Source organism: Streptomyces sp. NPDC093085, from assembly GCF_040683935.1.
GTDB lineage: Bacteria > Actinomycetota > Actinomycetes > Streptomycetales > Streptomycetaceae > Streptomyces.
The window spans coordinates 623,506-644,666 of sequence record NZ_JBFBFB010000003.1; the positions used below are offsets into that span (position 1 = coordinate 623,506).

Here is a 21,161-nt window from a genome sequence, read left to right on the forward strand (position 1 = left end):
CGAAGCACCGGGAGGTTCAGGCCCCCGCCGACGCTCCCGCCCCCGCCTCCGCCTCCGCCTCCGCCAGCAGCCGCCGCAGGATCTCCTCGCCCGCCGCCACGCCCCGCTCCGGGAGCGCCGTCACGCGCTCCCCGGCCCACCCCGCCTCCGCCAGTTCCCCGTGCCCGGGGCGGAACGCCCGGTCGGCGGCGAGGAGCAGATCCGCGTCGAGCAGCGAGTCGCCCGCCGCGAGGGTCCGTACGGCGCCGGTCCTGCGGGCCACCTCCCGCATGGCCGCGCTCTTCGTCAACGGGCCCGGTACGACGTACACCTTGCGGCCCTGGAGCGAGACGCTCCACCCGCGCTCCCGCGCCCAGTCGGTCAGTTCCGCCACCCACTCCCCGGGCAGCAGCGCCCGGTCGACCACCAGATAGGCGAACAGGTCCTCGGCGACCCGCTCCTTGCGGAGCCACGCCGGGTCGGCGGTCTTCCGCAGATACGCGCTGATCTCGGCCAGCGGGGCGCACCGCGCCGCCAGCCGCGCCGCCACCCGCTCCCGCCACTCCGGGTCGGAGACGCCGTCGACCAGCAGATGCCCGCCGTTGGCGCAGATCGCGAAGCGCGGGGCGGGGCCCGGCAGCCGGATCCGGCCGTACTGCTCGCGGGTCCGGGTCGTCGTCGGTACGAAGACGGCGGCGCTGGCCAGCCGGGCGAGGAGCCCGGCGGCCGTCTCGGTCAGATACGACAGCGGCCGGCTCTCGTACGTCTCGACGGAGAGCAGCCGGGGCGCCTCGGCGTCCGGCATCGTCAGCCCGAGCGCGGCGGCCGAGTAGATGAGGGTGCGGTCCAGGTCACTGGCGACCAGGACCGGGCCGGCGGACGGCGACGTACTCACGAGGACGCCACCGACGTCACCGACGCCGACGCCGACGCCGGTACTACCGGCGATTCCGGTACTACTGGCGATTCCGGTATTACCGGTGACTCCGGTACTACCGGCTTCTCCGACGCCACCGGCTCCTCCGAGGCCGCCCCGGCCACCGCCACCGCCGTACCATCGGCCCCCGTAGCCCCCCGCGTATACCGCGGGTGGATCAGCCCGACGCAGCTATAAGGCAGTCCGTCGACCTCCTCCACCGGCACCCCGCGCTGCTCCGCCAGGAGCCGTACGTGGTCGAGGTCGGCGCCCGCCCCGCGCCGGGCCAGGATCTTCCAGGGGACCCGGCGCAGCAGGACCCGGGTGGTCTCGCCGACGCCCGGCTTGACCAGGTTCACATCGTGGATGCCGTACTCCTCACTGATCCGTTCGACCGCCGCCCACCCCTCCCAGGTGGGCGCGCGGTCCGCCGCGAGGAGCTCCTTGACGTCGGCGTCGACGGCGTCGGCGACCTCCGGGAAGCGGGCGGCGACGGCGTCGACGAAGTGCTGCGAGACATCGGCCCCGGCGAGTTCCCGGTAGTGCTTCGCGCCGTGGAAGTCGCCGGGCCCGACCAGGTCGGCGCGGAGGACCGTACGGGATATCAGCCCGGAGACCGTGGAGTTGAGGCAGGCGGAGGGGATGAGGAAGTCCTCGCGGGTGCCGTACGTACGGACACAGCCGCCCGGGTCCGCGAGGACGGCGATCTCCGGGTCGAAGCCCTCGAACCCGGCGAGCGCCGCCGCGAGTTCGCGGGTGATGGCGCCCTTGCCGGTCCAGCCGTCCACGAAGACCACGTCGGCCGGGTCGTGGTGGGCGGCCAGCCAGCGCAGGGCGTTGGCGTCGATGCCCCGGCCGCGCACGATCGAGATGGCGTAGTGCGGCAGGTCGAGCCCGTGGCGATGGTGGGCCCAGCGGCGCATCAGGACGCCGACGGGGGTGCCGGCGCGGGCCAGGGAGACCAGCACGGGGCGCGGCGAGCGCTCGGCGAGCACGGTCTCGGTGACGGTGCCGACGGCGCGGGCGACCCGGGCCGCCGAGGTCTCCAGGGCGGCGGCGAAGAGCGCCTGGTAGCGCTCGCTCGGCTGGTACTCGACGGGCAGCGACTCCGCGTAGTGCGCGCCGCCGTTCTGGATGGCCTCCTCGCGCTCCTCGGTGGGCGCCTCCAGTTCGACGTCCGAGAGGTCCTGGAGGAGCCAGCCGACGTCCTGCGGCGGGTAGGAGGAGAAGGCGGGGCCCCGGAGGGGGTCGGGCAGCATGGGGGGTTCCTCGGCTTGCTCGGGCTTGATTTCGTCAAGGGCCGGTGGGGGGACGTGGTCAAGGGCCTGTGTGGGGACGTACGACGGGAGCGTCGCCAGGATCACGTGCGGGGTGTGCTCGGCCAGGCGCGCCAGCAGGCCGCCGGGGGCGTGCAGGGCCGGGGTGTCGCCGGCGGTGTCGACGACCGCGACGACGGCGTCGAAGCCGCCGCCCGCGACGTTGTACGCGTACCGCTGCCCGCTGTCGCCGTCCTCCGGCTCCGCCCCGCCGGTGCCGTCCCCCCTGTCGTGCACGGGGAAGACCAGCCGGCTGCGGATCGCGTACCCGGGGTCGTCGACCGCCAGCACGGGCGACCGCGTCGTGGTCGAGAACCGCACCTCGCGCGCGGCCCCGTCCCCGGTGGCTCCGGAGCCGTCCCCGGAGCCGCTGCCCCCGTCCCCGGAGCCGCTGTCCGCCCCGTACTCACGCTCCAGCTCCTCGGCCAGCCGCAGCGGCGCGTACATCAGCTCCTCGAAGCCGAGGACCAGGATCCGCCGGGCCGGGCCCGCCTCCGCCGCCACCGCGCCCGCGAGCGCGGGCAACGCGGCGTCCAGCGCCGCCCGGTGGGCCGGGGTGAAGCCGTGCCGGCCGCCGTCCGGCACCCCGGCGGGCCACTCCAGCGCCACCCGCGACACCCGCCCGCCCGAAGCCTCCGTCCCCGGCCCGGACACCTCCGTCCCCGGCACCGAAGCCACCGCCCCAGGCCCAGGCCCAGGCCCAGCCACCGGAGTCTCGCCCTCGTACCGCTCCACCAGCTCCTGCCCCCGCGCCAGCACGCCCTCGGGCAGCCCGACCGTGCCGGACGCCAGCGCGACCAGGTCGACGCGCGCCCCGATCTCCGCCGCGAACTCCGCGAGCCGCCCCTGATCGGCCGGTGACCGCATGTCGACCAGGGCGACGATCACATACCGCCGCCGGGGGTAGCGGCCGTGCAGCGCCCTGATCGTGTTGAGCACCGTGTTGCCGGTGGAGAACTCGTCGTCCACGAGCACCAGCGGCCCGTCCGAGGCGAGCAGCCCGGGGTCCTCGGGGAGCAGCAGATGCGAGGTGGCGTGCGAGTGGGCCTCCTCGAAGCCGCCCGCGCGGGCGACGCCCGCCACCGCCCGCCGCGTGGAGTGCAGATACGTCGCGTGGCGCACCCCGTCGGCGACGGAGTGCCCGAGCCCGGTGGCGGTCTCGGCGTATCCGAGCACCACCGCCCGTCCGGCCTCCGCGCCGAGCAGCTCCCGGACCCGCTCGCCGAGGCGGACACCGGTGCCGTGGACGACGGCGGGGCTCTGCGGTACGTGCTTGCCGAGCACGTTGGAGACGAGCAGATGGGCGCGCTTGGGGTTACGGCGCAGGGCGAGCCCGAGGAGCCCGTGCAGCCCGGGGTCGCCCCGCAGTTCGACCCCCAGCCGCTCCGCGACCCACGTACCCGACCACACCGCGCCCGCAGCACCCACCCCGCTCACCCGGCTCACTCCACTCGTCCCGCTCACCCCGCTCGTCTTGCTCACCCCGCTCACCCCGTTCACTCCGCGATCCCCGTCGTCAGCAGCTCCACGAACCCCACGTCCTCGCGCGCCACCCCGAAGACCTCGGCCCGCAGCAGCGTGCGTTCGGCCCAGGCGCGGTGCGGCTTCACCTCGTTCATCTTGTTCGTGTACGCCGAGCGCAGCACCCCGCCGCCGCCCCGGTCCGGGCGGAGTATGTCCTGGGCGTCGCTGAACTCCTCGTGGCTGACGACCGACAGGGCGTGCACCGGCGGTACGTGCGAGGGGTGGATGCAGGTCTTGCCCGTCAGACCGTTGGCGCGGTCGAGTTCGATCTCGCGGAGCAGCCCGTCGAGGTCGTGTTCGATGAGGGCGGTGCGCAGCTCTTCGGCGCGCCCTTCGAGGAAGGGGCTGCGGCGGAGCTGGGGTTTGAACATGCGCTCCTGGAGCCGGAAGTACTCCCAGACGGGGCCGGTGATCGTGAACCCGGTGCCGTCCGCGCGGCCCAGCACGTTGACGACGTCCGCGATGACCCCGGCGACGATATGGACGTCGTACGCCGTCATGTGGGGCGGGCGGCGGAGCCCGTACGCCGAGCAGAAGTCGGTGACGCCGAGCCGGAGCGCGAGGATCCGTTCGCGGTACTTGTCGACGGCGTTGGCGATGCCGTTGAGCGTCTTGGTCCGGGTCTCCAGGTGGAGGAGTTCGGGCGATTCGAGGACGGGCATGGCGTAGAGGGTGCGCCCGCACGCCGCCTCCGCCTCGGCGAGCGCCTCCAGGAAGGGGATGCCGCGCTCCTCGGTGAACTTGGGGAGTACGAATCCGGACAGCAGCCGGACCGAGCCGCCGAGGCGCCGGACGAGGTCGGGGATCTGGTCCGGTTCGCGGACGCGGACGAAGAGCAGGGGGGTGGCGGCCCGGCGCCGGTCGAGATCGGCGAAGTGGCGGACCAGGTTGGCCTCGGCGCCCTCGACCTCGTCGTCGTGGATGGAATCCTCCAGGCAGAGGACCATGGAGACGACACCGCGCCCGAGCTGCTTCAGTACGTCGTCGGCGAGGCAGGGCCGGGTGGCCGGGCTGTAGAGGGTGGCGCCGAGCGCGGCGGAGAGCAGCCTGACGGGGGAACCGTCGGTGAACTCGCACGGCTCCTGATGGAAGAGGCCCTGCCGGACGGCGGGCGGGATATGCCCGAAATGACGCATCAGTATCCCCCGTACCGCTCAAATGGTCCGTAGTTCGTGTGGCCGGTAATAGTACGTATGGACGGGTGTCAACGGTTCCCCGGACGCATGAAATCCTGGTAACTCGTCCGGTTCTCAGTGGTACCCCCGGCGTACCTGGCGTACGACCGACGGTACGGAACGGGAACGGAAGGGGGAGGAGGGGCCTCCCCGTTGTCGCCGCGGGTGGCGGGAAGGCAGGATGGCCGGTATGACGCACGCGATGCTCAAGGGCTCGAACGTCCCCCTCGACGCCATGGCCGTACGAGCCGTGCTGCGCTGGTCACCCGGGGCGGGGGTGCCCGATGTGGACGCCTCCGCGCTGCTGCTCGGCTCCGGGGGCCGGGTCAGGTCGGACGAGGACTTCGTCTTCTACAACCAGCCCAGGCATCCGTCCGGTGTGGTGCGCAGACTGCCCAAGATGCAGCTCGGCGAGTGGCTGACCGACTCCGTCGAGGCGGATCTCACGAGCCTCGACCCGTCGGTGGAGCAGGTGGTGCTCGCCGCCTCGTCGGACGGCGCGAGCTTCCAGCACGTGAGCGATCTGCGGATCCTGCTGTACGACGCGGAGGGCGTCGACGGTGAGCCGCTGGCGGTCTTCGACGTCCAGCCGGAGACCGGCGAGGAGACCGCGATCATCTGCGGGGAGCTCTACCGGCGCGGCGACGGCTGGAAGTTCCGCGCCGTGGGACAGGGGTATCCGACCGGGCTGGTCGGCCTCGCCACCGCCTTCGGTATCTCGGTCGACGATTCGGAGGAGGCGCCGGACGCCGGAGGAGCTGACGGCGCCGACGGGTCCGACGGGGCCCCGGAGGGCGCGGCGGGCGGAGCCGGGGAGGGCCCGGAGTACGATCCCGACGCCACGGCCCCCTATCCGGGGCCCGGCGCCGATCCCACGGGCGCCGGCGCGCTCACCGAGCCCGGCGTCCCGCTGCCGCCGCCCCCGGCCCAGCCGCCCGCGTACGGCTACCCGCAGCCCGCGCTGCCCGCGGCCCAGCCGCCGTACGGCTATCCGCAGCCCGTCTCGGCGCCGCAGCCGCAGCGGCCCGCGTACGGCTACCCTCAGCCGGCCCCCGCCGCGGCACCCGCCCCGGACCCGCACTTCGTGCTGCCGCCGATGGGCCCGCAGTTCGCCCGCCAGTAGCGGCGGTGCGGACGGGAGCGCGCCCAGCGGCGGCCGTACGGGCGGAGGTGCGGCCAGGGGCTGCCGTACGCGCTCCCGGCCGTCCGGGCCGCCTCAGGTCTTCGCCTTGTAGCCGCGGCCCCACTGGAGGCCCCAGCCGTAGAGCCGGTCCAGCTCGGCCTGGAAGCCGTACACGTACTTGACCTCGCGGTGGATCACCAGATCGCCCTTGACGTTGGTGAGCGAGAACACCGCGCAGGAGCGGGCCTGCGGCTCGTCGTCGTCGAGGTCGATCTCTATCTGGACGCCGTTGGCCGGATAGAGCGTGACGTGGGCGTGCGTACGGTTGAACGCCGGGGTCTGGTCGTAGATGTAGACGAAGAACAGCAGTCGCTTGATCTCGTCCCGCTTGTCGAGGTTGACGTAGAGCGTCTCCCCCGAACCGGCCCCGAACCTGTCGTCGCCGCTGCCCTTTACATAGGGCGGTTCGTTGAGGTCGCCGAGGAAGTTGCCCAGCGGCTGTACAACTCCCTTGGTTCCGTCTTTGAGTTCGTACAGGCAGCCGAGGTCCAGGTCCACGTTGACCACGCCCTGGGTGTGGGCCTGGACGACCTCGGGCTTGAAGAGCTTGAGCGGATTGCCGAAGAGCTTGCCGCTCTGCCGGCGGTCCATGATGTCCGAAGTCCGCATCGACCAGGAGAGATTGACCCGGAGGTTGCCGGAGACCGAGCCGAGCTTGGAGAGCGAGACGGTCGGGCGCCGCTTCGTCAGCTCGATGGAGCTGGACGCACTCGAATCGAATTGCGATGCCCTTTGTCCTTGCCACAGGTTGTCCCAGAAGGCCATGCCCCCACCCCACTTCTACGTTTGCCGCATATTTGCAGATTCGCCTGTACCGCCTGGTAACAAGGTGTTCCAGTACTGTTGTCGGACAGTTCCGCCACCGTGTCAAGGCCGTACGGGCATGGAACAGCGGGGCGGCCGGAGGAGGCTCGCGCCTCATGGCCGCCCCGCTGAACAGGGTTCCCTGGATCCGCTCGGTATCACACCCCCGCGTACCGGCTCACGGGAGGGCTCACCGGTGCATGCGCTCAGACGTGGAGCGCCGTCTTGTCATCATCGGGGTCCTTGTCGCCGGCCTCCGCTTCGAGCGCCTTGTTGCGGCGCACGGAGGACCAGAAGGAGGCGGCGATGAGAACGACGCCGACCAGACCCGTGATGATCTCGTTGATGGAGTACTCGATGGTGACGAGAAGGATCGCCGCCAGCGCACCGATCGCGTAGTGCGCGCCGTGCTCCAGGTAGACATAGTCGTCCAGGGTGCCCTGCCGCACGAGGTAGACAGTCAGGGAGCGAACGTACATCGCGCCGATGCCCAGACCCAGCGCCATCCAGAAGATCTGGTTGGTGATGGCGAAGGCGCCGATCACGCCGTCGAAGGAGAAGGAGGCGTCCAGGACTTCGAGGTAGAGGAAGAGGAAGAACGCCGCCTTGCCGGCCAGGCCGACCGCGGAGACCTGCTTCCCCTCGGCCCTGGCCTTCTCCTCCTCCTCGTGCTCGCGCTCCTCGTCCTCCTCCAGCCGGTCCTCGAAGTAGCCGGAGAGACCGCCCACGACGAGGTAGGTGATCAGACCGGCGACCCCGGCGAGCAGGACGGTGGCGGTCTTGTCCTCCTGGCCCGTGCTGGTGTGCGCGTCGACCGCGAAGGTCAGGGCCGAGACCAGCAGGACGACCAGCGCGACACAGACCGACAGCATGTCGACCTTGCCGAGCCTGGCGAGCGGGCGCTCCAGCCACCCCAGCCACTGGATGTCCCGGTCCTCGAAGATGAAGTCCAGGAAGATCATCAGCAGGAACATGCCACCGAACGCGGCGATCGCCGGGTGGGCGTCGGTGACCATGTCCTTGTACTGGTCAGGGTGGTCGAGCGCCAGTTGGACGGCCTCGATCGGCCCGACCTTGGCGGTGATGGCGACGATGACGACGGGAAAGACCAGCCGCATCCCGAACACCGCGATGAGGATGCCGACCGTGAGGAAGATCCTCTGCCAGAAGGCGTTCATCTTCTTCAGGACACCGGCGTTGACGACCGCGTTGTCGAAGGACAGCGAGATCTCCAGGATGGACAGGATCAGCACGATCCCGAATGCCTGCCACCCCCACTGCCAGGCCGCGAAGGCCAGGCCGAGCGCCGTGACGGCGAACGACCAGCCGAAGGTTTTCAGGATCACTGACTACCCCATCCGGTGATTAACGGGTTCTCCCCCGCGCAGCGAACTGCTTTACGAAACGTTGACCCCAAAGTCTAGGGCGATGCCCCGCAGCCCGGACGCGTACCCCTGGCCAACTGCACGGAACTTCCACTCGCCGCCGTACCGGTACAACTCGCCGAAGATCATCGCGGTTTCGGTGGAGGCGTCCTCGCTGAGGTCGTACCGGGCGAGTTCCTGGCCGTCGGCCTGATTGAGCACGCGGATGTACGCGTTGGCGACCTGGCCGAATGTCTGGCCGCGGTTGTCGGCGTCGTGAATGGAGACCGGAAAAACGATCTTGTCGCACCGCGCGGGGACCTTGGTGAGATCGACGATCAGCGTTTCGTCGTCGCCCTCGCCCTCACCGGTCAGATTGTCACCGGTGTGCAGGACGGAGCCCTCGGGGCTCGTCAGGTTGTTGTAGAAGACGAAGAAGTCGTCGCCGAGCACCCGGCCGGCCTGGCAGAGCAGCGCGCTGGCGTCGAGGTCGAAGTCGGCTCCGGTGGTGGAGCGCGCGTCCCAGCCGAGCCCGACCTGCACCTGGGTGAGGTTGGGTGCGGCTTTGGAGAGGGAGACGTTGCCTCCCTTGGCGAGTGTGACGCCCATGACGGTAAGTCCTCCCCGTGGTGGAAATTTCTGCGGTGATTGCGTACGTGCCGTACCGAGATCATGCCGTCCCCGGCCCGCCCCGCGCACCCTCCGGCCGGGACCGGTACGAACCCGGTACGCGTCCGGCGCCGCACCGGAAGGTGCGGCGCCGGAGAAAGGTGCGAAGGGGACGGCCCCGGCCGGACGTTGACGTCAGACGTTGACGCCGAAGTCCTGGGCGATGCCGCGCAGGCCCGAGGCGTACCCCTGGCCGATGGCGCGGAACTTCCACTCGGCGCCGTTGCGGTAGAGCTCGCCGAAGACCATCGCGGTCTCGGTCGAGGCGTCCTCGCTCAGGTCGTACCGGGCCAGCTCGTTGTTGTCCGCCTGGTTGACGACGCGGATGAACGCGTTGCGCACCTGGCCGAAGGACTGCTGGCGGCTCTCGGCCTCGTAGATCGAGACAGGGAAGACGATCTTGTCGACATCGGCCGGGACGGAGGCCAGATCGACCTTGATCGACTCGTCGTCGCCCTCGCCCTCACCGGTGAGGTTGTCACCGGTGTGCTCGACGGAACCGTCGGGGCTCTTGAGGTTGTTGAAGAAGACGAAGTTCCCGTCGACGGCCACCTTGCCCTCGGCGTTCGTCAGCAGGGCGCTGGCGTCGAGGTCGAAGTCGGCTCCGGTGGTGGTGCGTACGTCCCAGCCCAGACCCACGGTGACCGCGGTCAGGTTGGGCGCGGCCTTGGTCAGCGAGACGTTGCCGCCCTTGCTGAGGCTGACTCCCACGAGTCCTCCCTAATGATTGAAGCGTTTCCGTCCGATCAACGACTGGATCCTAGTGACCGGTTCCCGGCCACGCCGCCATTCGGTGGCCGATACACGACGTGGCGCGGGCAGGGTGTGCGGCCCTGGTCTCAGAGCGCGGCGAGGGCCTTGACGTACTCGTCCAGGTCGCGGGCGTCCGGCAGGGCGTTGACGACGCTCCAGCGGACGACGCCCTCCTTGTCGATGATGAAGGTGCCGCGCACCGCGCACCCCTTCTCCTCGTCGAAGACGCCGTACGCGCGGGAGACCTCGCCGTGCGGCCAGAAGTCCGAGAGCAGCGGGTACTCCAGGCCCTCCTGCTCGGCGAAGACGCGCAGGGTGTGGATGGAGTCGTTGGAGACGGCCAGGAGCTGGGTGTCGTCGTTGACGAACGAGGGCAGCTCGTCCCGGAGGGCGCAGAGCTCGCCGGTGCAGACGCCGGTGAAGGCGAAGGGGTAGAAGAGCAGCACCACGTTCTTGGCGCCGCCGGCCGCGTCGGCCGCCCGGAAGTCGGAGAGCCGCACGGTCCGCCCGTGGTTGTCCTTCAGCTCGAAGTCCGGGGCGGGGGTGCCGACCTCGATCGCCATGGGATGCACGTCCTTTCGAAGGCGCGGCGGATCGGGGCGCGCTGCCGGGACGGCAGCCGCCTCACCCGCCGGGTGTACCCCCGAGCCTACGCAAAGGGCCCCCGCCGACGAGGTCGGCGGGGGCCCTTGGGCGACCTGGGGTCACGGCGCCGGGGTCAGCGCTTGCTCTTCGCCGCCTTGGGCGTGACGAGCCGGCTGCCGCTCCAGTCCTTGCCGGCGGCGATGCTCCTGGTCTGGGAGAGACCCGCGGTCTGGGACGCGTCGTTGATGTCGCTCGGTTCGACATGTCCGTCGCGGCCCGTCTTGGGTGTCAGCAGCCAGATCACCCCGCCGTCCTCGATCAAACCGATGGCGTCCACCAGCGCGTCCGTAAGGTCGCCGTCCTCGTCCCGGAACCACAGGACGACGGCGTCCGCCACGTCGTCGTAGTCCTCGTCGACGAGTTCCTGGCCAATGATGGCCTCGATGGCCTCGCGGAGATCGAGGTCGACGTCGTCGTCGTAGCCGATCTCCTGGACCACCTGTCCGGGTTCGAACCCAAGCCGTGCGGCAGGGTTGGTCCGTTCCTCCGCGTGGTCCGCGGTCGCGCTCACGGATTGCCTCCTGATCATGTTTCGTTTCAACGCTTCGGGCCGTGCGCGTACGCGCGGCATTGGCCGTAGTCCACACGGGCGGGGCGGATCGCGCAAGTACCCGGCCGCCGAGACCGCCGAAACGGTGACTTTCCGGGCGCCTTCGCCGCAACTGCCGTCACTCCGGCCGCGCCGCGCGGGAACCGGGCCACGCGTTTCTTCCTTCTTTGCCATGGTATGCCTCCCGGGAGCGCCCCCGAGCCGGGAATTTCCCGGAGGATCGGGGTTACCCCTCAGTAGAGATGACGTTTCCGTCGTCTCGGTACACCATGGATGCGGCGTCATGTACCCCCGCCGTACCCCTACGCGGCAGCAGTACCGGCGCCGAGCGGTAACCCGACGGCGCGCGACCGCATGATCGGCGTGCGGGGCGCGACACGACCGACCAGCGAAGGACAAGCGTGGCTTCCGGATCCGATCGCAACCCGATCATCATTGGCGGCCTGCCCAGCCAGGTCCCGGACTTCGATCCCGAAGAGACCCAGGAGTGGCTCGACTCGCTCGACGCCGCTGTCGACGAACGCGGCCGGGAGCGCGCCCGGTATCTCATGCTCCGGCTGATCGAACGGGCCCGCGAGAAGCGCGTGGCCGTGCCCGAGATGCGCAGTACGGACTACGTCAACACCATCGCCACCAAGGACGAGCCGTTCTTCCCCGGCAACGAGGAGATCGAACGGAAGATCCTCAACGCGACCCGCTGGAACGCCGCGGTCATGGTCTCCCGCGCCCAGCGCCCGGGGATCGGGGTCGGCGGCCACATCGCCACCTTCGCCTCCTCCGCCTCCCTCTACGACGTGGGCTTCAACCACTTCTTCCGGGGCAAGGACGGGGGCGACGGCGGCGACCAGATCTTCTTCCAGGGCCACGCCTCGCCCGGTATCTACGCCCGTGCCTTCCTGCTGGACCGGCTCAGCGAGACCCAGCTCGACGCCTTCCGCCAGGAGAAGTCGAAGGCCCCGTACGGGCTCTCCAGCTATCCGCACCCGCGGCTGATGCCGGACTTCTGGGAGTTCCCGACCGTATCGATGGGCCTCGGCCCGCTCGGGGCGATCTTCCAGGCCCGGATGAACCGCTACATGGAGGCGCGCGGCATCGCCTACACCTCCCGCTCCCATGTGTGGGCCTACCTCGGCGACGGCGAGATGGACGAGCCCGAGTCGCTCGGCCAGCTCTCCATCGCCGCCCGGGAGGGCCTGGACAACCTGACCTTCGTCGTCAACTGCAACCTCCAGCGCCTCGACGGCCCGGTCCGGGGCAACGGCAAGATCATCCAGGAGCTGGAGTCCCAGTTCCGGGGCGCCGGCTGGAATGTGATCAAGCTGGTCTGGGACCGCTCCTGGGACCCGCTGCTGGCCCAGGACCGCGACGGGGTGCTGGTCAACCGGCTGAACACGACGCCGGACGGCCAGTTCCAGACGTACGCCACCGAGACCGGCGCGTACATCAGGGAGCACTTCTTCGGCGACGACGTACGGCTCCGCGCCATGGTCGAGCACATGTCCGACGACCAGATCCTGCACCTCGGGCGCGGCGGGCACGACCACCGGAAGGTCTTCGCGGCGTACGCGGCGGCCAAGGCGCACCAGGGCCAGCCCACGGTGATCCTGGCGCAGACCGTCAAGGGGTGGACGCTCGGGCCGAACTTCGAGGGCCGCAACGCCACCCACCAGATGAAGAAGCTCACCGTGAGCGACCTCAAGGGCTTCCGGGACCGGCTCCACCTGCCGATCGCGGACCGCGAGCTGGAGGACGGCCTCCCGCCGTACTACCACCCGGGCCGGGGCTCCGAGGAGATCCAGTACATGCACGACCGGCGCAGGTCGCTGGGCGGGTACGTACCGACCCGCGTCGTGCGCGCCAAGCCGCTGGCGCTCCCCGGCGAGAAGACCTACGCGGCGGTGAAGAAGGGCTCCGGCCAGCAGTCGATCGCCACCACGATGGCGTTCGTACGGCTCCTCAAGGACCTGATGCGGGACAAGGAGATCGGCAGGCGCTTCGTGCTGATCGCGCCCGACGAGTACCGCACCTTCGGGATGGACTCGTTCTTCCCGAGCGCCAAGATCTACAACCCGCTGGGCCAGCAGTACGAGTCCGTCGACCGTGAGCTGCTCCTCGCGTACAAGGAGTCGCCTACGGGGCAGATGCTGCACGACGGCATCTCCGAGGCCGGGTGCACGGCCTCGCTGATCGCGGCGGGCTCCGCGTACGCCACCCACGGCGAGCCGCTGATCCCGGTCTACGTCTTCTACTCGATGTTCGGTTTCCAGCGCACCGGCGACCAGTTCTGGCAGATGGCCGACCAGCTCGCGCGCGGTTTCGTCCTGGGCGCGACCGCCGGCCGTACGACGCTGACCGGCGAGGGGCTCCAGCACGCCGACGGCCACTCGCATCTGCTGGCCTCCACCAACCCGGCGTGCGTCGCCTACGACCCGGCCTTCGGCTTCGAGATCGCGCATATCGTCCAGGACGGGCTGCGCCGGATGTACGGGCCGGAGAGCGAGGACGTCTTCTACTACCTCACCGTCTACAACGAGCCGATCCGGCATCCGGCCGAGCCCGCCGACGTGGACGTGGAGGGCATCCTCCAGGGGATCCACCGCTACCGCCGGGGCGAGAGCGGCGAGATCCCGGCCCAGATCCTGGCCTCGGGTGTGGCGGTGCCGTGGGCGGTCGAGGCGCAGCGGATCCTCGCCGAGGAGTGGAACGTCCGGGCGGACGTGTGGTCCGCGACCTCGTGGAACGAGCTGCGCCGCGAGGCGGTGGAGGTGGAGCGGCACAATCTGCTCCACCCGGAGGAGGAGCAGCGTGTCCCGTACGTGACACGGAAGCTCTCGGGTTCGGCGGGTCCGTTCGTGGCGGTCTCGGACTGGATGCGCTCGGTGCCGGACCAGATCGCGCGCTGGGTGCCCGGCCCGTACCAGTCGCTGGGCGCGGACGGGTTCGGCTTCGCGGACACGCGGGGCGCGGCGCGGCGCTTCTTCCACATCGACGCGGAGTCGATCGTGCTCGGGGTGCTGACGGAGCTGGCCAAGGAGGGGAAGGTGGACCGGTCCGCGCTGAAGCAGGCGGTGGACCGCTACCAGTTGCTGGACGCGTCGGCGGCCGACCCGGGCGAGGCGGGCGGCGACGCCTGACGCTCGGCGGCGGTTCATCGTTCCCAGATCTTGAAGGCGCGCACCCGGTAAGGGGAGCTGGGCAGCCAGGTCCCCTTGCCGGGGTAGGTCTCGAACTCCCCGGTCTCGTCGCAGGTGGCCGACTGGTACGTGGTGACCGGCCGGCCGGTGCGGTTGGCGAGGGAGTGGGCGGTGCTCCCCGCCGGGAGCGGCACGCAGCTGTCGATGTCGGTGGAGGAGAGTTCATGGGTCCACCGGGCCCCCTTGAACTCCTCGCGGGCCCAGAGGCAGAGCTCTCCCGCCGCACACGCCCCGAGGCGCGGCGCGGGAGCGGCCGGCGCCGCGGTCTTCGGCGCTGTGGTCTTCGGCGCTGCGGCGCCCGTCCCCGGCGCCAGGACGGTCAGGGCGAGCGCCCCGACGGCGGCCCCGGCCAGTGCGGTGATGGTCGTGATGGCGGTACGCGGCTGAGTGGTCATGTCGTTCTGCCCCCGTGTGTGCTGTCGTGCGGTCCCCACCACTCTGACCTGCGGCGCGGCCCGCCGGAAGGGGGTGCCGCCGCCCTCCACCCGGATAGGCGACGGCCCCGCCGAAACCTTCCGGCGGGGCCGTCGTGGGCGCGCGGTTGACGCCCCGTCAATCTGGGATTGACGTCAGATGTGCACGCTCGCGCCCGCGGCGTCCGCGTTGTCACCGCGCTTCGTCAGCAGCGCGACAAAAACCGCCACGACGGCGACCCCGGCCGCGACGAGGCACGCCAGCCCCATGCCGGACATGAAGGTGTCATGCGCGACCGTCGTGATCTTCCCGGCGATCTCGGCCGGCGTGCCGGGCGCCACCGGCGCCATCCCGACCTGGACCGCCTCGGTCACCGGACCCGACTGCTCGGCGGTGAGCGGCGGCAGCCCCGCCGCCGTCCAGTTGCCCGGCAGGTCGTCCGAGACCTTGGAGGCCATGACGGCACCGAGCACCGCCGTACCGAGGCTGCCGCCGATCTGCATGGCGGACTGCTGGATCCCGCCGGCCACCCCGGAGAGCTCCATGGGCGCGTTGCCCACGATGACCTCGGTGGCGCCCACCATCACGGGGGCGAGGCCGAAGCCGAGCAGCGCGAACCAGACCGACATGGTGACGCCGCTGGTGTCCGTCTCCAGGGTGGACATGCCGAACATGGCGACGGCGGTGAAGACCATGCCGCCGGCGAGCGGGATCCGGGGGCCGACCTTGGTGATCACCAGTCCGGCGAGCGGCGAGCCCACGATCATCATGCCGGTGAGCGGCAGCAGGTGGAGACCGGCCTCGACGGGGCTCATCCCGTGCACGTTCTGGAGGTAGAAGGTGACGAAGAAGAGCCCGCCGAGGAAGGCGACGGCCATGAGCACCATCAGCAGCACACCGGCGGAGAGCGGTACGGAGCGGAAGAGCGCCAGCGGTACGAGCGGCTCGGCGACCCGGGTCTCCCAGTAGGCGAAGCCGCCGAAGGAGACCACGGCGAGGGCGATGAAGAGCCAGGTGAGCCCGGCGCCCCAGCCCCACTCAGGGGCCTTGATGATCGCCCAGACCAGGAAGAACATGGCGCCGGAGAGCAGCACGATGCCGGGTATGTCGAAGGAGCGCGGGGCGTTGTCGGCCCGGTGGTCCAGCAGGATCAGGGAGCCGAGGACGAGGGCGAGCACGCCCACCGGCACATTGATGAAGAAGACGGACTGCCAGCTCACATGCTCGACCAGGACCCCGCCGAGGATCGGCCCGCCGGCCGTCGAGGCGCCGATGACCATGCCCCAGATGCCGATGGCCATATTGAGCTTCTCGGCCGGGAAGGTGGCCCGCAGCAGGCCGAGCGCGGCCGGCATGAGCAGGGCGCCGAAGAGCCCCTGGAGGACCCGGAAGGTGATCACCACGGCGATGCCGCTGGAGAGCCCGATCACCGCCGACGCGGCGGCGAACCCGGCGATGCCGATGAGGAAGGTCTGCCGGTGGCCGAAGCGGTCGCCCAGCTTGCCCGCGGTGATCAGCGCGACGGCGAGGGCGAGGAAGTAGCCGTTGGTGATCCACTGGACATCGGCGAACGAGGCCCCGAGGTCGGTTTTGATGGCCGGGTTCGCGATCGCCACAATGGTGCCGTCGAGCGCCACCATCATGACGCCGATGGCCACGGAGAAGAGAGTCAGCCAAGGGTGGCCGCGCCGCCCCTGGGAGGGCGCCGGTTCCGGGGGCTCCGGGGACGGCGGCACCTTGTCGAGGGTGGTCTGACTAGTCATACCGAAAAGATAGTGTCAGCCTCTGACACTTGACAAACCATTTCATAAGCAAGTAACTCCCACGTTACGCTTCGGAGAGGTGAGGTTTCCACGGTGACCGGACTGCGCGACCGGAAGAAGCAGCTCACCCGGGAGTCCCTGCTCCGCGCCGCGCTCGAACTGTTCACCTCGCAGGGGTACGGCGCGACCACCGTCGACGAGATCGCGGGCGCCGTGGAGGTCTCCCAGCGCACGTTCTTCCGCTACTTCGCCAGCAAGGAGGACGTGGCCTTCGCGGTGGTCGACCTCGTGGAGTCCACCTTCGTGGACGCGCTCCGCGCCCGCCCGGCCGGCGAGGGTCCCTTCGAGGCGATGCGCAACGCCGTCGCCACCGCCTGGGAGTCCATGGCCGACACGATCGAGTCGGCCGTGCCCATGGAGCTCTACATGGCGTCGTTCCGGATGGTCGAGTCGACCCCGGAGCTGCTCGCGGCCCATCTGCGCCGCTCCGCGGAGCTGGAGGAGACCGTCGCCCGGCTGATCGCGGAGCGCCAGGGCCTGGACCTCGACACCGATGTGAGACCCCGGGTCGCGGTCGCCGCCTTCACCGGCGTCGTACGGGCCACCAGCCGGATCTGGGGCCGGGGCGAGGAGTGCACCCTGGCGGAGCTGGGCCGGCTGACCGTGGCGTGCCTCGAACAACTGACCCCGAGGCTGCTCACGGACGACTGGCGCTGAGCCCGCACCGCACCCCGCACCCCGCACCCCGCACCCCGCACGGGGAACGCGTCGCCCCCGTACAGGAACGCCCGAGCCCACCGCCCACAAGGGGCCATTCGGGCGAAAAAACGGCCGCCACGCCGTAGCCGCGCCCACCGCCGTACGACGGCCCCGCGAACCCCCGCGCCGCCCGCCGCAGTGTGTGCCCCGCCACACGTTCGGTGAGGTTACCGACGGTTCAATCCTCATCCGCCCGTGATCTCCCTCACCCTCGTCGCGAGGCCACCCGCCCGCGCTCTAGGGTGAGAACCAGTGACTTCCTTCGACTCCTCCCCCACCCTGAGCGTCTGGCGCGCGCTGCTGGCCCTCTCGGTCGTCTTCGTCATGCTGGCGACGACCGGCTGGACCGCCGTCCAGCACCAGCGCGCTCCGGGCGAGCCCCTGAAAGTCGCGTTCACCGCCTGGGAGCGGGGCCGGATAGGCGCCCGCCACCTGCCCGACCCGGCCGGTCCGGCGAAGGCCGTGGCCGCGTTCTTCGCCTCCCTCGACACCGCCCAGCAGACCCGGCTCGCGACGAAGTACCCGCTCGTCGTCGGGAACCTCAACGGCGCCCCGGTCACCCTGCGCTACCGGGCCAACCGGATCGCGCTGATGGAGGCCCGCACCGTCGAGGAGCACCGGATGCACGACGGCAGGCTGTCCAGCGACGGCCGCCATATCGCGGGGCGCCGGATGAACCGGTACGAGTCGCTGCTCGGCGGCGACCGGCAGATCCTCGCCTTCGACCCGTCGGGGCAGGGCCGCGTCGCCGAGGTGATCGGGGACCTCGACACCGCCCAGCGGGTCTCCGTCGTGGTGCCCGGCGTCGACACCAACCTCCTGACCTTCGAACGCACGGACCGCTGGTACTCGGCGCCCGTCGGCATGGCCGAATCCCTGTACTCCGCCGAACGCAAGGCCGACCCGGAGACCCGCACCGCGGTCATCGCCTGGGCCGACTACACCGCGCCCGCCGGGCTCGGCGTGGACGCGGCCATCGGCAAGCTCGCGGAGAACGGCGCCGTACGGCTCAACGCGCTCACCGAGGCCCTGCCGGGGCGTGCGAAGGTCGGGCTCTTCTGCCACAGCTACGGCTCCGTGGTGTGCGGGGTCGCCGCGCACGCGCTGCCCTCCCGGGTCACCGACATCGCGGTCGCGGGCAGCCCCGGCATGCGCGTCGAGAACGCGGCCCAGCTCGCCACCCGCGCGCATGTGTGGTCCATGCGGGACAGCGACGACTGGATCCAGGACGTGCCGTATCTGGCCGTCGGCGGCCTCGGCCACGGCGCCGACCCGGTGACCCGCGCCTTCGGCGCCCGGGTCCTCTCGGCGGCGGGCGCGGTCGGACACGCCGGTTACTTCGCGCCGGACACCGAGAGCCTGGGCAACTTCGCGGAGATCGGGGTCGGCGCGTACAAGACGGTGACCTGCGCGGACGAACGCGTCTCCTGCCGCAGCGGGATCGTGTACGACGGCGAGACGCTCGCCTGAGGCTCCGCCCCACGCGCGTAGATTCCCTCTCTCGGGCAGGCGACGCCGACGCGCGCGCCGCCTACGATGAAGCGCATGGGTGATGTGCTTGCGGGGATTCATGCCACCTGGGAGTTCGACGACGACAGCGTGCTGATCCGCTTCGAACGGGGGATACGGACGCCGAGACTCCTCTCCGCCCTGGGTGAGCGCCGGATCCCGCACGAGGCGCTGTCGTCGGTGACGGTCGGCGCGGGGAAACGCGGGACGGTCGTCCTGCGTGCCGTGCCGCGCCCCGGTGCCGACCCGCTCACGGAGGCCGCGGCCGGGCAGCTCAGGGAGAGCGTCGACCCGTACCGCCTGGTGCTGCCCGCCGAGGCGCGCCCTCTGGCCGAGTACTACGCGGAGACGCTGGGCGCCGCCGTCGACGCCGCCCGGACCCGGCGCGCGGGCGCCGGCCTGGTCACCGACGAGCAGCCGGGGGCGGGGACACCGGGGCACGGGACACCGGGGCCCGATCGGAGCTCCGGGGCCGACGAGCCCGCGGAACGCTTCCTGGTGGCGGCCCCCGAGGCGCCGCTGAGCTTCAAGGCGTACGACGCGAAGGCGTCCTTCGACGGCCGGACGGTCTCGTTCCGCTGGTTCCGGACGGGCGCCTCCTCCGCCAAGTGGAAGGCGGGCGACCAGCGCCTGCCGGTCGGTGAGCTGGAGGGGGTCGAGTGGCACTCCCCCGAGCTCTTCGACGGCTATCTGCGGCTGCTCCCGCGCGGCGGCCCCGCCGAGTCGAGCGGCGCCGACCATGACCCGGCCGCCGTCGTCTTCGGGCTCGGGTACGGCCCGGTCCACGAGTCGCTGCCGTTCGCCGCCGCGGTCCTGGCGGCGGTGCGCGACGCGGCGGCGACCCGGGTGGCGGCCCCGGTCCCCGCGCTCGCTCCGGCGGGCCGGCGCGACCCGGCCGACGTGGCGGACCGGATCAGGCACCTCGGGGAGCTGCACCAGGCGGGGCTGGTGACGGACGAGGAGTTCACGGCGAAGAAGACCGAGCTGCTGGCCGAGCTGTGAGCTTCCCCGCACCAGTGGCCCCGGCCGGGGAGTGACGGCCCCTCCTCAGCAACCCCGTCCGTCCCACACAGAAACCCCATCCCCCTCAGAAACCCCGTCCCCCACAGGAACCCCGTCCCCCTCAGGGACTATGAGCGCGGACGGAGCCCGTACGGCGCTCCAGGGTCCCCCGGGCTGCACCGCCGGGATGGCGGCGCCTCATCCCCGGGGCTGACACCCGGGCCCCGTACCGCCGCCGACAGGGCCCGCGGGTCCCCCGCCGCGCCCGGGGTGGCGGGGAGCCCGCGCGCCCGTACCCCACCGGAACCCCCCACGGGCCCGGTCCCCCGGTGCCCGCTTCCTCCGTCTGCCGGGCGACCCCCGCTACCCAGGGATGATCCCGCAGTTGCGTCCGTGGGGTGACGTGCGCCCGTACCCCTCCTTTCTAGGTTTCTCACTGCCGCCTCACGGGAGGGGGCGAGACGAGGGAGAGGTACATGCGCCGCTACCGCAGGACCCTGATCACCGCCGCCCTGGTGGCGGGCATGGCCGGGTCCACGGCCGGCTGGGCCGTCGGCGGCGCGCAGCGCGCGGTGACCGGGCCGCCGCCCGGGAGCGCGGCGTGGCGGGCGGACGGCTCCCTCGGCCGGGCGCTGCCCGATCCGGCGACCGCGAGCCCGTACGAGGTCGCGGCGTTCTACGCCACGCTGACCCCGGCCGAGCGGCGCGAGCTGACCCGGCGTCACCCCACCGTCGTCGGCAACCTCGACGGGGCGCCGGTGGGGCAGCGTTACGAGGCCAACGACCTGGCCATCCGCGCCACCCACGACCCCCGGTTCGCCCGGCTCACCGAGCCGGGCCGGCAGATCCTCGCCTTCGACCCGCGCGGCCGGGGGCAGGTCGCCGAGGTCTACGGCGACCTGACGGCGGACGGGCATATCGCGGTCGTCGTCCCGGGTGCCGATATCGACCTGAACTCCTTCGACCGGCGGAGGGACCCCTACGGGACGCCCGCGGGGATGGCGGCCTCGCTGCGGAAGGCGGCCGGGGGCCGTATCGCCACCGTCGCGTGGACCGGGTACACCACCCCCGTGGGGGTAGGGGTGGACGCGGCCATGGGGGATCTCGCGGTGGCCGGGGCGGAGCGGCTGACGCGGTTCACCCAGGGGCTGGTGGCGATCGGCGCGGGGAAACCGGCGCTCTTCTGCCACAGTTACGGCTCGGTGGTGTGCGGCCTCGCGGCGAAGGAGGTGAACGCCCGGGACATCGTGGCGTTCGGCTCGCCCGGGATGCGCGCGAACACCGTGGCCGACCTGGGCACGCGGGCCCGGGTGTGGGCGGCGAAGGACACGACGGACTGGATCTCCAAGGTCCCGAACGTCGAGTTCGCCGGGCTCGGCCATGGCACCGACCCGGCCGACAAGGCGTTCGGCGCGCGCCGGGTCCCCGCCACGAGCGCCCACGGGCACACCGGCTACTTCGCCCCGGGCACGGACTCGCTGGACGCCTTCGTGGACATCGCGCGGGGCCGGATCCGGCGGGACGGACCCGGCCCCGGCACGGAGACCGCGGAGGCGGCGGAGGCGGCGGAGACCTCGGAGGCTGCGGAGACCGCGGAGGCGTACCCGGCGGCTGCTCCCGGCCGGCCGAGGTGACGCGCCGA

Annotated in this window: 17 protein-coding genes; 6 read left to right on the forward strand and 11 right to left on the reverse strand. The window is 71.4% G+C overall.

Annotated features, from left to right (window positions below; genetic code table 11):
* Positions 1 to 16 precede the first annotated feature (16 nt).
* The 3 genes from AB0O07_RS13510 to AB0O07_RS13520 all read right to left on the reverse strand — a co-directional run bounded on the left by AB0O07_RS13510 (position 17) and on the right by AB0O07_RS13520 (position 4,871).
* Positions 17 to 784 (reverse strand): HAD family hydrolase, encoded by a 768-nt coding sequence (locus AB0O07_RS13510; RefSeq protein ID WP_365631610.1) that lies wholly within the window; start codon positions 782 to 784, stop codon positions 17 to 19.
* A gap of 86 nt (positions 785 to 870) precedes the next feature.
* On the reverse strand, positions 871 to 3,657 hold the full coding sequence (locus tag AB0O07_RS13515; RefSeq protein ID WP_365631612.1) for a phosphoribosyltransferase: 2,787 nt from the start codon (positions 3,655 to 3,657) through the stop codon (positions 871 to 873).
* Between the two features lie 50 nt (positions 3,658 to 3,707).
* Entirely contained in the window at positions 3,708 to 4,871 is a 1,164-nt protein-coding gene (locus tag AB0O07_RS13520; RefSeq protein ID WP_365631427.1) for an HpcH/HpaI aldolase/citrate lyase family protein, read from the reverse strand.
* A gap of 229 nt (positions 4,872 to 5,100) precedes the next feature.
* Here AB0O07_RS13520 and AB0O07_RS13525 point away from each other — a divergent pair, with 229 nt between their 5' ends.
* Positions 5,101 to 6,033, forward strand: a complete 933-nt coding sequence (locus AB0O07_RS13525) for a TerD family protein (protein ID WP_365631429.1) — start codon at positions 5,101 to 5,103, stop codon at positions 6,031 to 6,033.
* A 93-nt stretch (positions 6,034 to 6,126) separates the two neighbouring features.
* Here the strand turns inward: AB0O07_RS13525 and AB0O07_RS13530 are convergent, their stop codons facing one another.
* The 6 genes from AB0O07_RS13530 to AB0O07_RS13555 form a co-directional block, all read right to left on the reverse strand.
* Positions 6,127 to 6,858 carry a Tellurium resistance gene (locus AB0O07_RS13530; RefSeq protein ID WP_365631431.1) on the reverse strand — a complete coding sequence of 244 codons (732 nt, stop codon included), beginning with the start codon at positions 6,856 to 6,858 and terminating at the stop codon, positions 6,127 to 6,129.
* A gap of 245 nt (positions 6,859 to 7,103) precedes the next feature.
* Positions 7,104 to 8,243 carry a DUF475 domain-containing protein gene (locus AB0O07_RS13535; RefSeq protein WP_365631433.1) on the reverse strand — a complete coding sequence of 380 codons (1,140 nt, stop codon included), beginning with the start codon at positions 8,241 to 8,243 and terminating at the stop codon, positions 7,104 to 7,106.
* 51 nt (positions 8,244 to 8,294) lie between these two features.
* On the reverse strand, positions 8,295 to 8,870 hold the full coding sequence (locus AB0O07_RS13540; RefSeq protein ID WP_365631435.1) for a TerD family protein: 576 nt from the start codon (positions 8,868 to 8,870) through the stop codon (positions 8,295 to 8,297).
* Between the two features lie 195 nt (positions 8,871 to 9,065).
* A complete protein-coding gene (locus AB0O07_RS13545; protein WP_365631437.1) occupies positions 9,066 to 9,641 on the reverse strand; it encodes a TerD family protein in 576 nt (191 codons plus the stop codon).
* 128 nt (positions 9,642 to 9,769) lie between these two features.
* Positions 9,770 to 10,246 carry a peroxiredoxin gene (locus tag AB0O07_RS13550; RefSeq protein ID WP_365631439.1) on the reverse strand — a complete coding sequence of 159 codons (477 nt, stop codon included), beginning with the start codon at positions 10,244 to 10,246 and terminating at the stop codon, positions 9,770 to 9,772.
* Between the two features lie 155 nt (positions 10,247 to 10,401).
* Positions 10,402 to 10,839, reverse strand: coding sequence for a DUF3052 domain-containing protein (locus AB0O07_RS13555; RefSeq protein WP_365631441.1), 438 nt, complete (start codon positions 10,837 to 10,839; stop codon positions 10,402 to 10,404).
* A gap of 440 nt (positions 10,840 to 11,279) precedes the next feature.
* Between AB0O07_RS13555 and aceE the strand changes: the two genes are divergently transcribed.
* Positions 11,280 to 14,012, forward strand: a complete 2,733-nt coding sequence (gene aceE, locus AB0O07_RS13560) for a pyruvate dehydrogenase (acetyl-transferring), homodimeric type (RefSeq protein WP_365631443.1) — start codon at positions 11,280 to 11,282, stop codon at positions 14,010 to 14,012.
* Between the two features lie 14 nt (positions 14,013 to 14,026).
* Here aceE and AB0O07_RS13565 read toward each other — a convergent pair whose 3' ends face one another.
* Positions 14,027 to 14,467 (reverse strand): peptidase inhibitor family I36 protein, encoded by a 441-nt coding sequence (locus tag AB0O07_RS13565; RefSeq protein WP_365631445.1) that lies wholly within the window; start codon positions 14,465 to 14,467, stop codon positions 14,027 to 14,029.
* A 174-nt stretch (positions 14,468 to 14,641) separates the two neighbouring features.
* Positions 14,642 to 16,249 carry an MFS transporter gene (locus AB0O07_RS13570; protein ID WP_365631447.1) on the reverse strand — a complete coding sequence of 536 codons (1,608 nt, stop codon included), beginning with the start codon at positions 16,247 to 16,249 and terminating at the stop codon, positions 14,642 to 14,644.
* A gap of 93 nt (positions 16,250 to 16,342) precedes the next feature.
* On the opposite strand from AB0O07_RS13570, the gene AB0O07_RS13575 reads away from it, so the two are divergent.
* The 4 genes from AB0O07_RS13575 to AB0O07_RS13590 all read left to right on the forward strand — a co-directional run bounded on the left by AB0O07_RS13575 (position 16,343) and on the right by AB0O07_RS13590 (position 21,153).
* Positions 16,343 to 16,966 (forward strand): TetR family transcriptional regulator, encoded by a 624-nt coding sequence (locus AB0O07_RS13575; protein ID WP_365631449.1) that lies wholly within the window; start codon positions 16,343 to 16,345, stop codon positions 16,964 to 16,966.
* A gap of 294 nt (positions 16,967 to 17,260) precedes the next feature.
* Entirely contained in the window at positions 17,261 to 18,478 is a 1,218-nt protein-coding gene (locus AB0O07_RS13580) for an alpha/beta hydrolase (RefSeq protein WP_365631451.1), read from the forward strand.
* 75 nt (positions 18,479 to 18,553) lie between these two features.
* Positions 18,554 to 19,519, forward strand: coding sequence for a DUF4429 domain-containing protein (locus tag AB0O07_RS13585; protein ID WP_365631453.1), 966 nt, complete (start codon positions 18,554 to 18,556; stop codon positions 19,517 to 19,519).
* 476 nt (positions 19,520 to 19,995) lie between these two features.
* Positions 19,996 to 21,153 (forward strand): alpha/beta hydrolase, encoded by a 1,158-nt coding sequence (locus AB0O07_RS13590; protein ID WP_365631455.1) that lies wholly within the window; start codon positions 19,996 to 19,998, stop codon positions 21,151 to 21,153.
* The last annotated feature ends 8 nt before the right edge of the window (positions 21,154 to 21,161 follow it).

Coding starts and splice junctions, on each gene's coding strand:
- AB0O07_RS13550 (WP_365631439.1), bottom strand. CDS start 10,246: ATGGCGATCGAGGTCGGCACCCCCGCCCCGGACTTCGAGCTGAAGGAC.
- AB0O07_RS13565 (WP_365631445.1), bottom strand. CDS start 14,467: ATGACCACTCAGCCGCGTACCGCCATCACGACCATCACCGCACTGGCC.
- AB0O07_RS13585 (WP_365631453.1), top strand. CDS start 18,554: ATGGGTGATGTGCTTGCGGGGATTCATGCCACCTGGGAGTTCGACGAC.
- AB0O07_RS13530 (WP_365631431.1), bottom strand. CDS start 6,858: ATGGCCTTCTGGGACAACCTGTGGCAAGGACAAAGGGCATCGCAATTC.
- AB0O07_RS13540 (WP_365631435.1), bottom strand. CDS start 8,870: ATGGGCGTCACACTCGCCAAGGGAGGCAACGTCTCCCTCTCCAAAGCC.
- AB0O07_RS13520 (WP_365631427.1), bottom strand. CDS start 4,871: ATGCGTCATTTCGGGCATATCCCGCCCGCCGTCCGGCAGGGCCTCTTC.
- AB0O07_RS13525 (WP_365631429.1), top strand. CDS start 5,101: ATGACGCACGCGATGCTCAAGGGCTCGAACGTCCCCCTCGACGCCATG.
- AB0O07_RS13570 (WP_365631447.1), bottom strand. CDS start 16,249: ATGACTAGTCAGACCACCCTCGACAAGGTGCCGCCGTCCCCGGAGCCC.
- AB0O07_RS13510 (WP_365631610.1), bottom strand. CDS start 784: ATGCCGGACGCCGAGGCGCCCCGGCTGCTCTCCGTCGAGACGTACGAG.
- AB0O07_RS13590 (WP_365631455.1), top strand. CDS start 19,996: ATGCGCCGCTACCGCAGGACCCTGATCACCGCCGCCCTGGTGGCGGGC.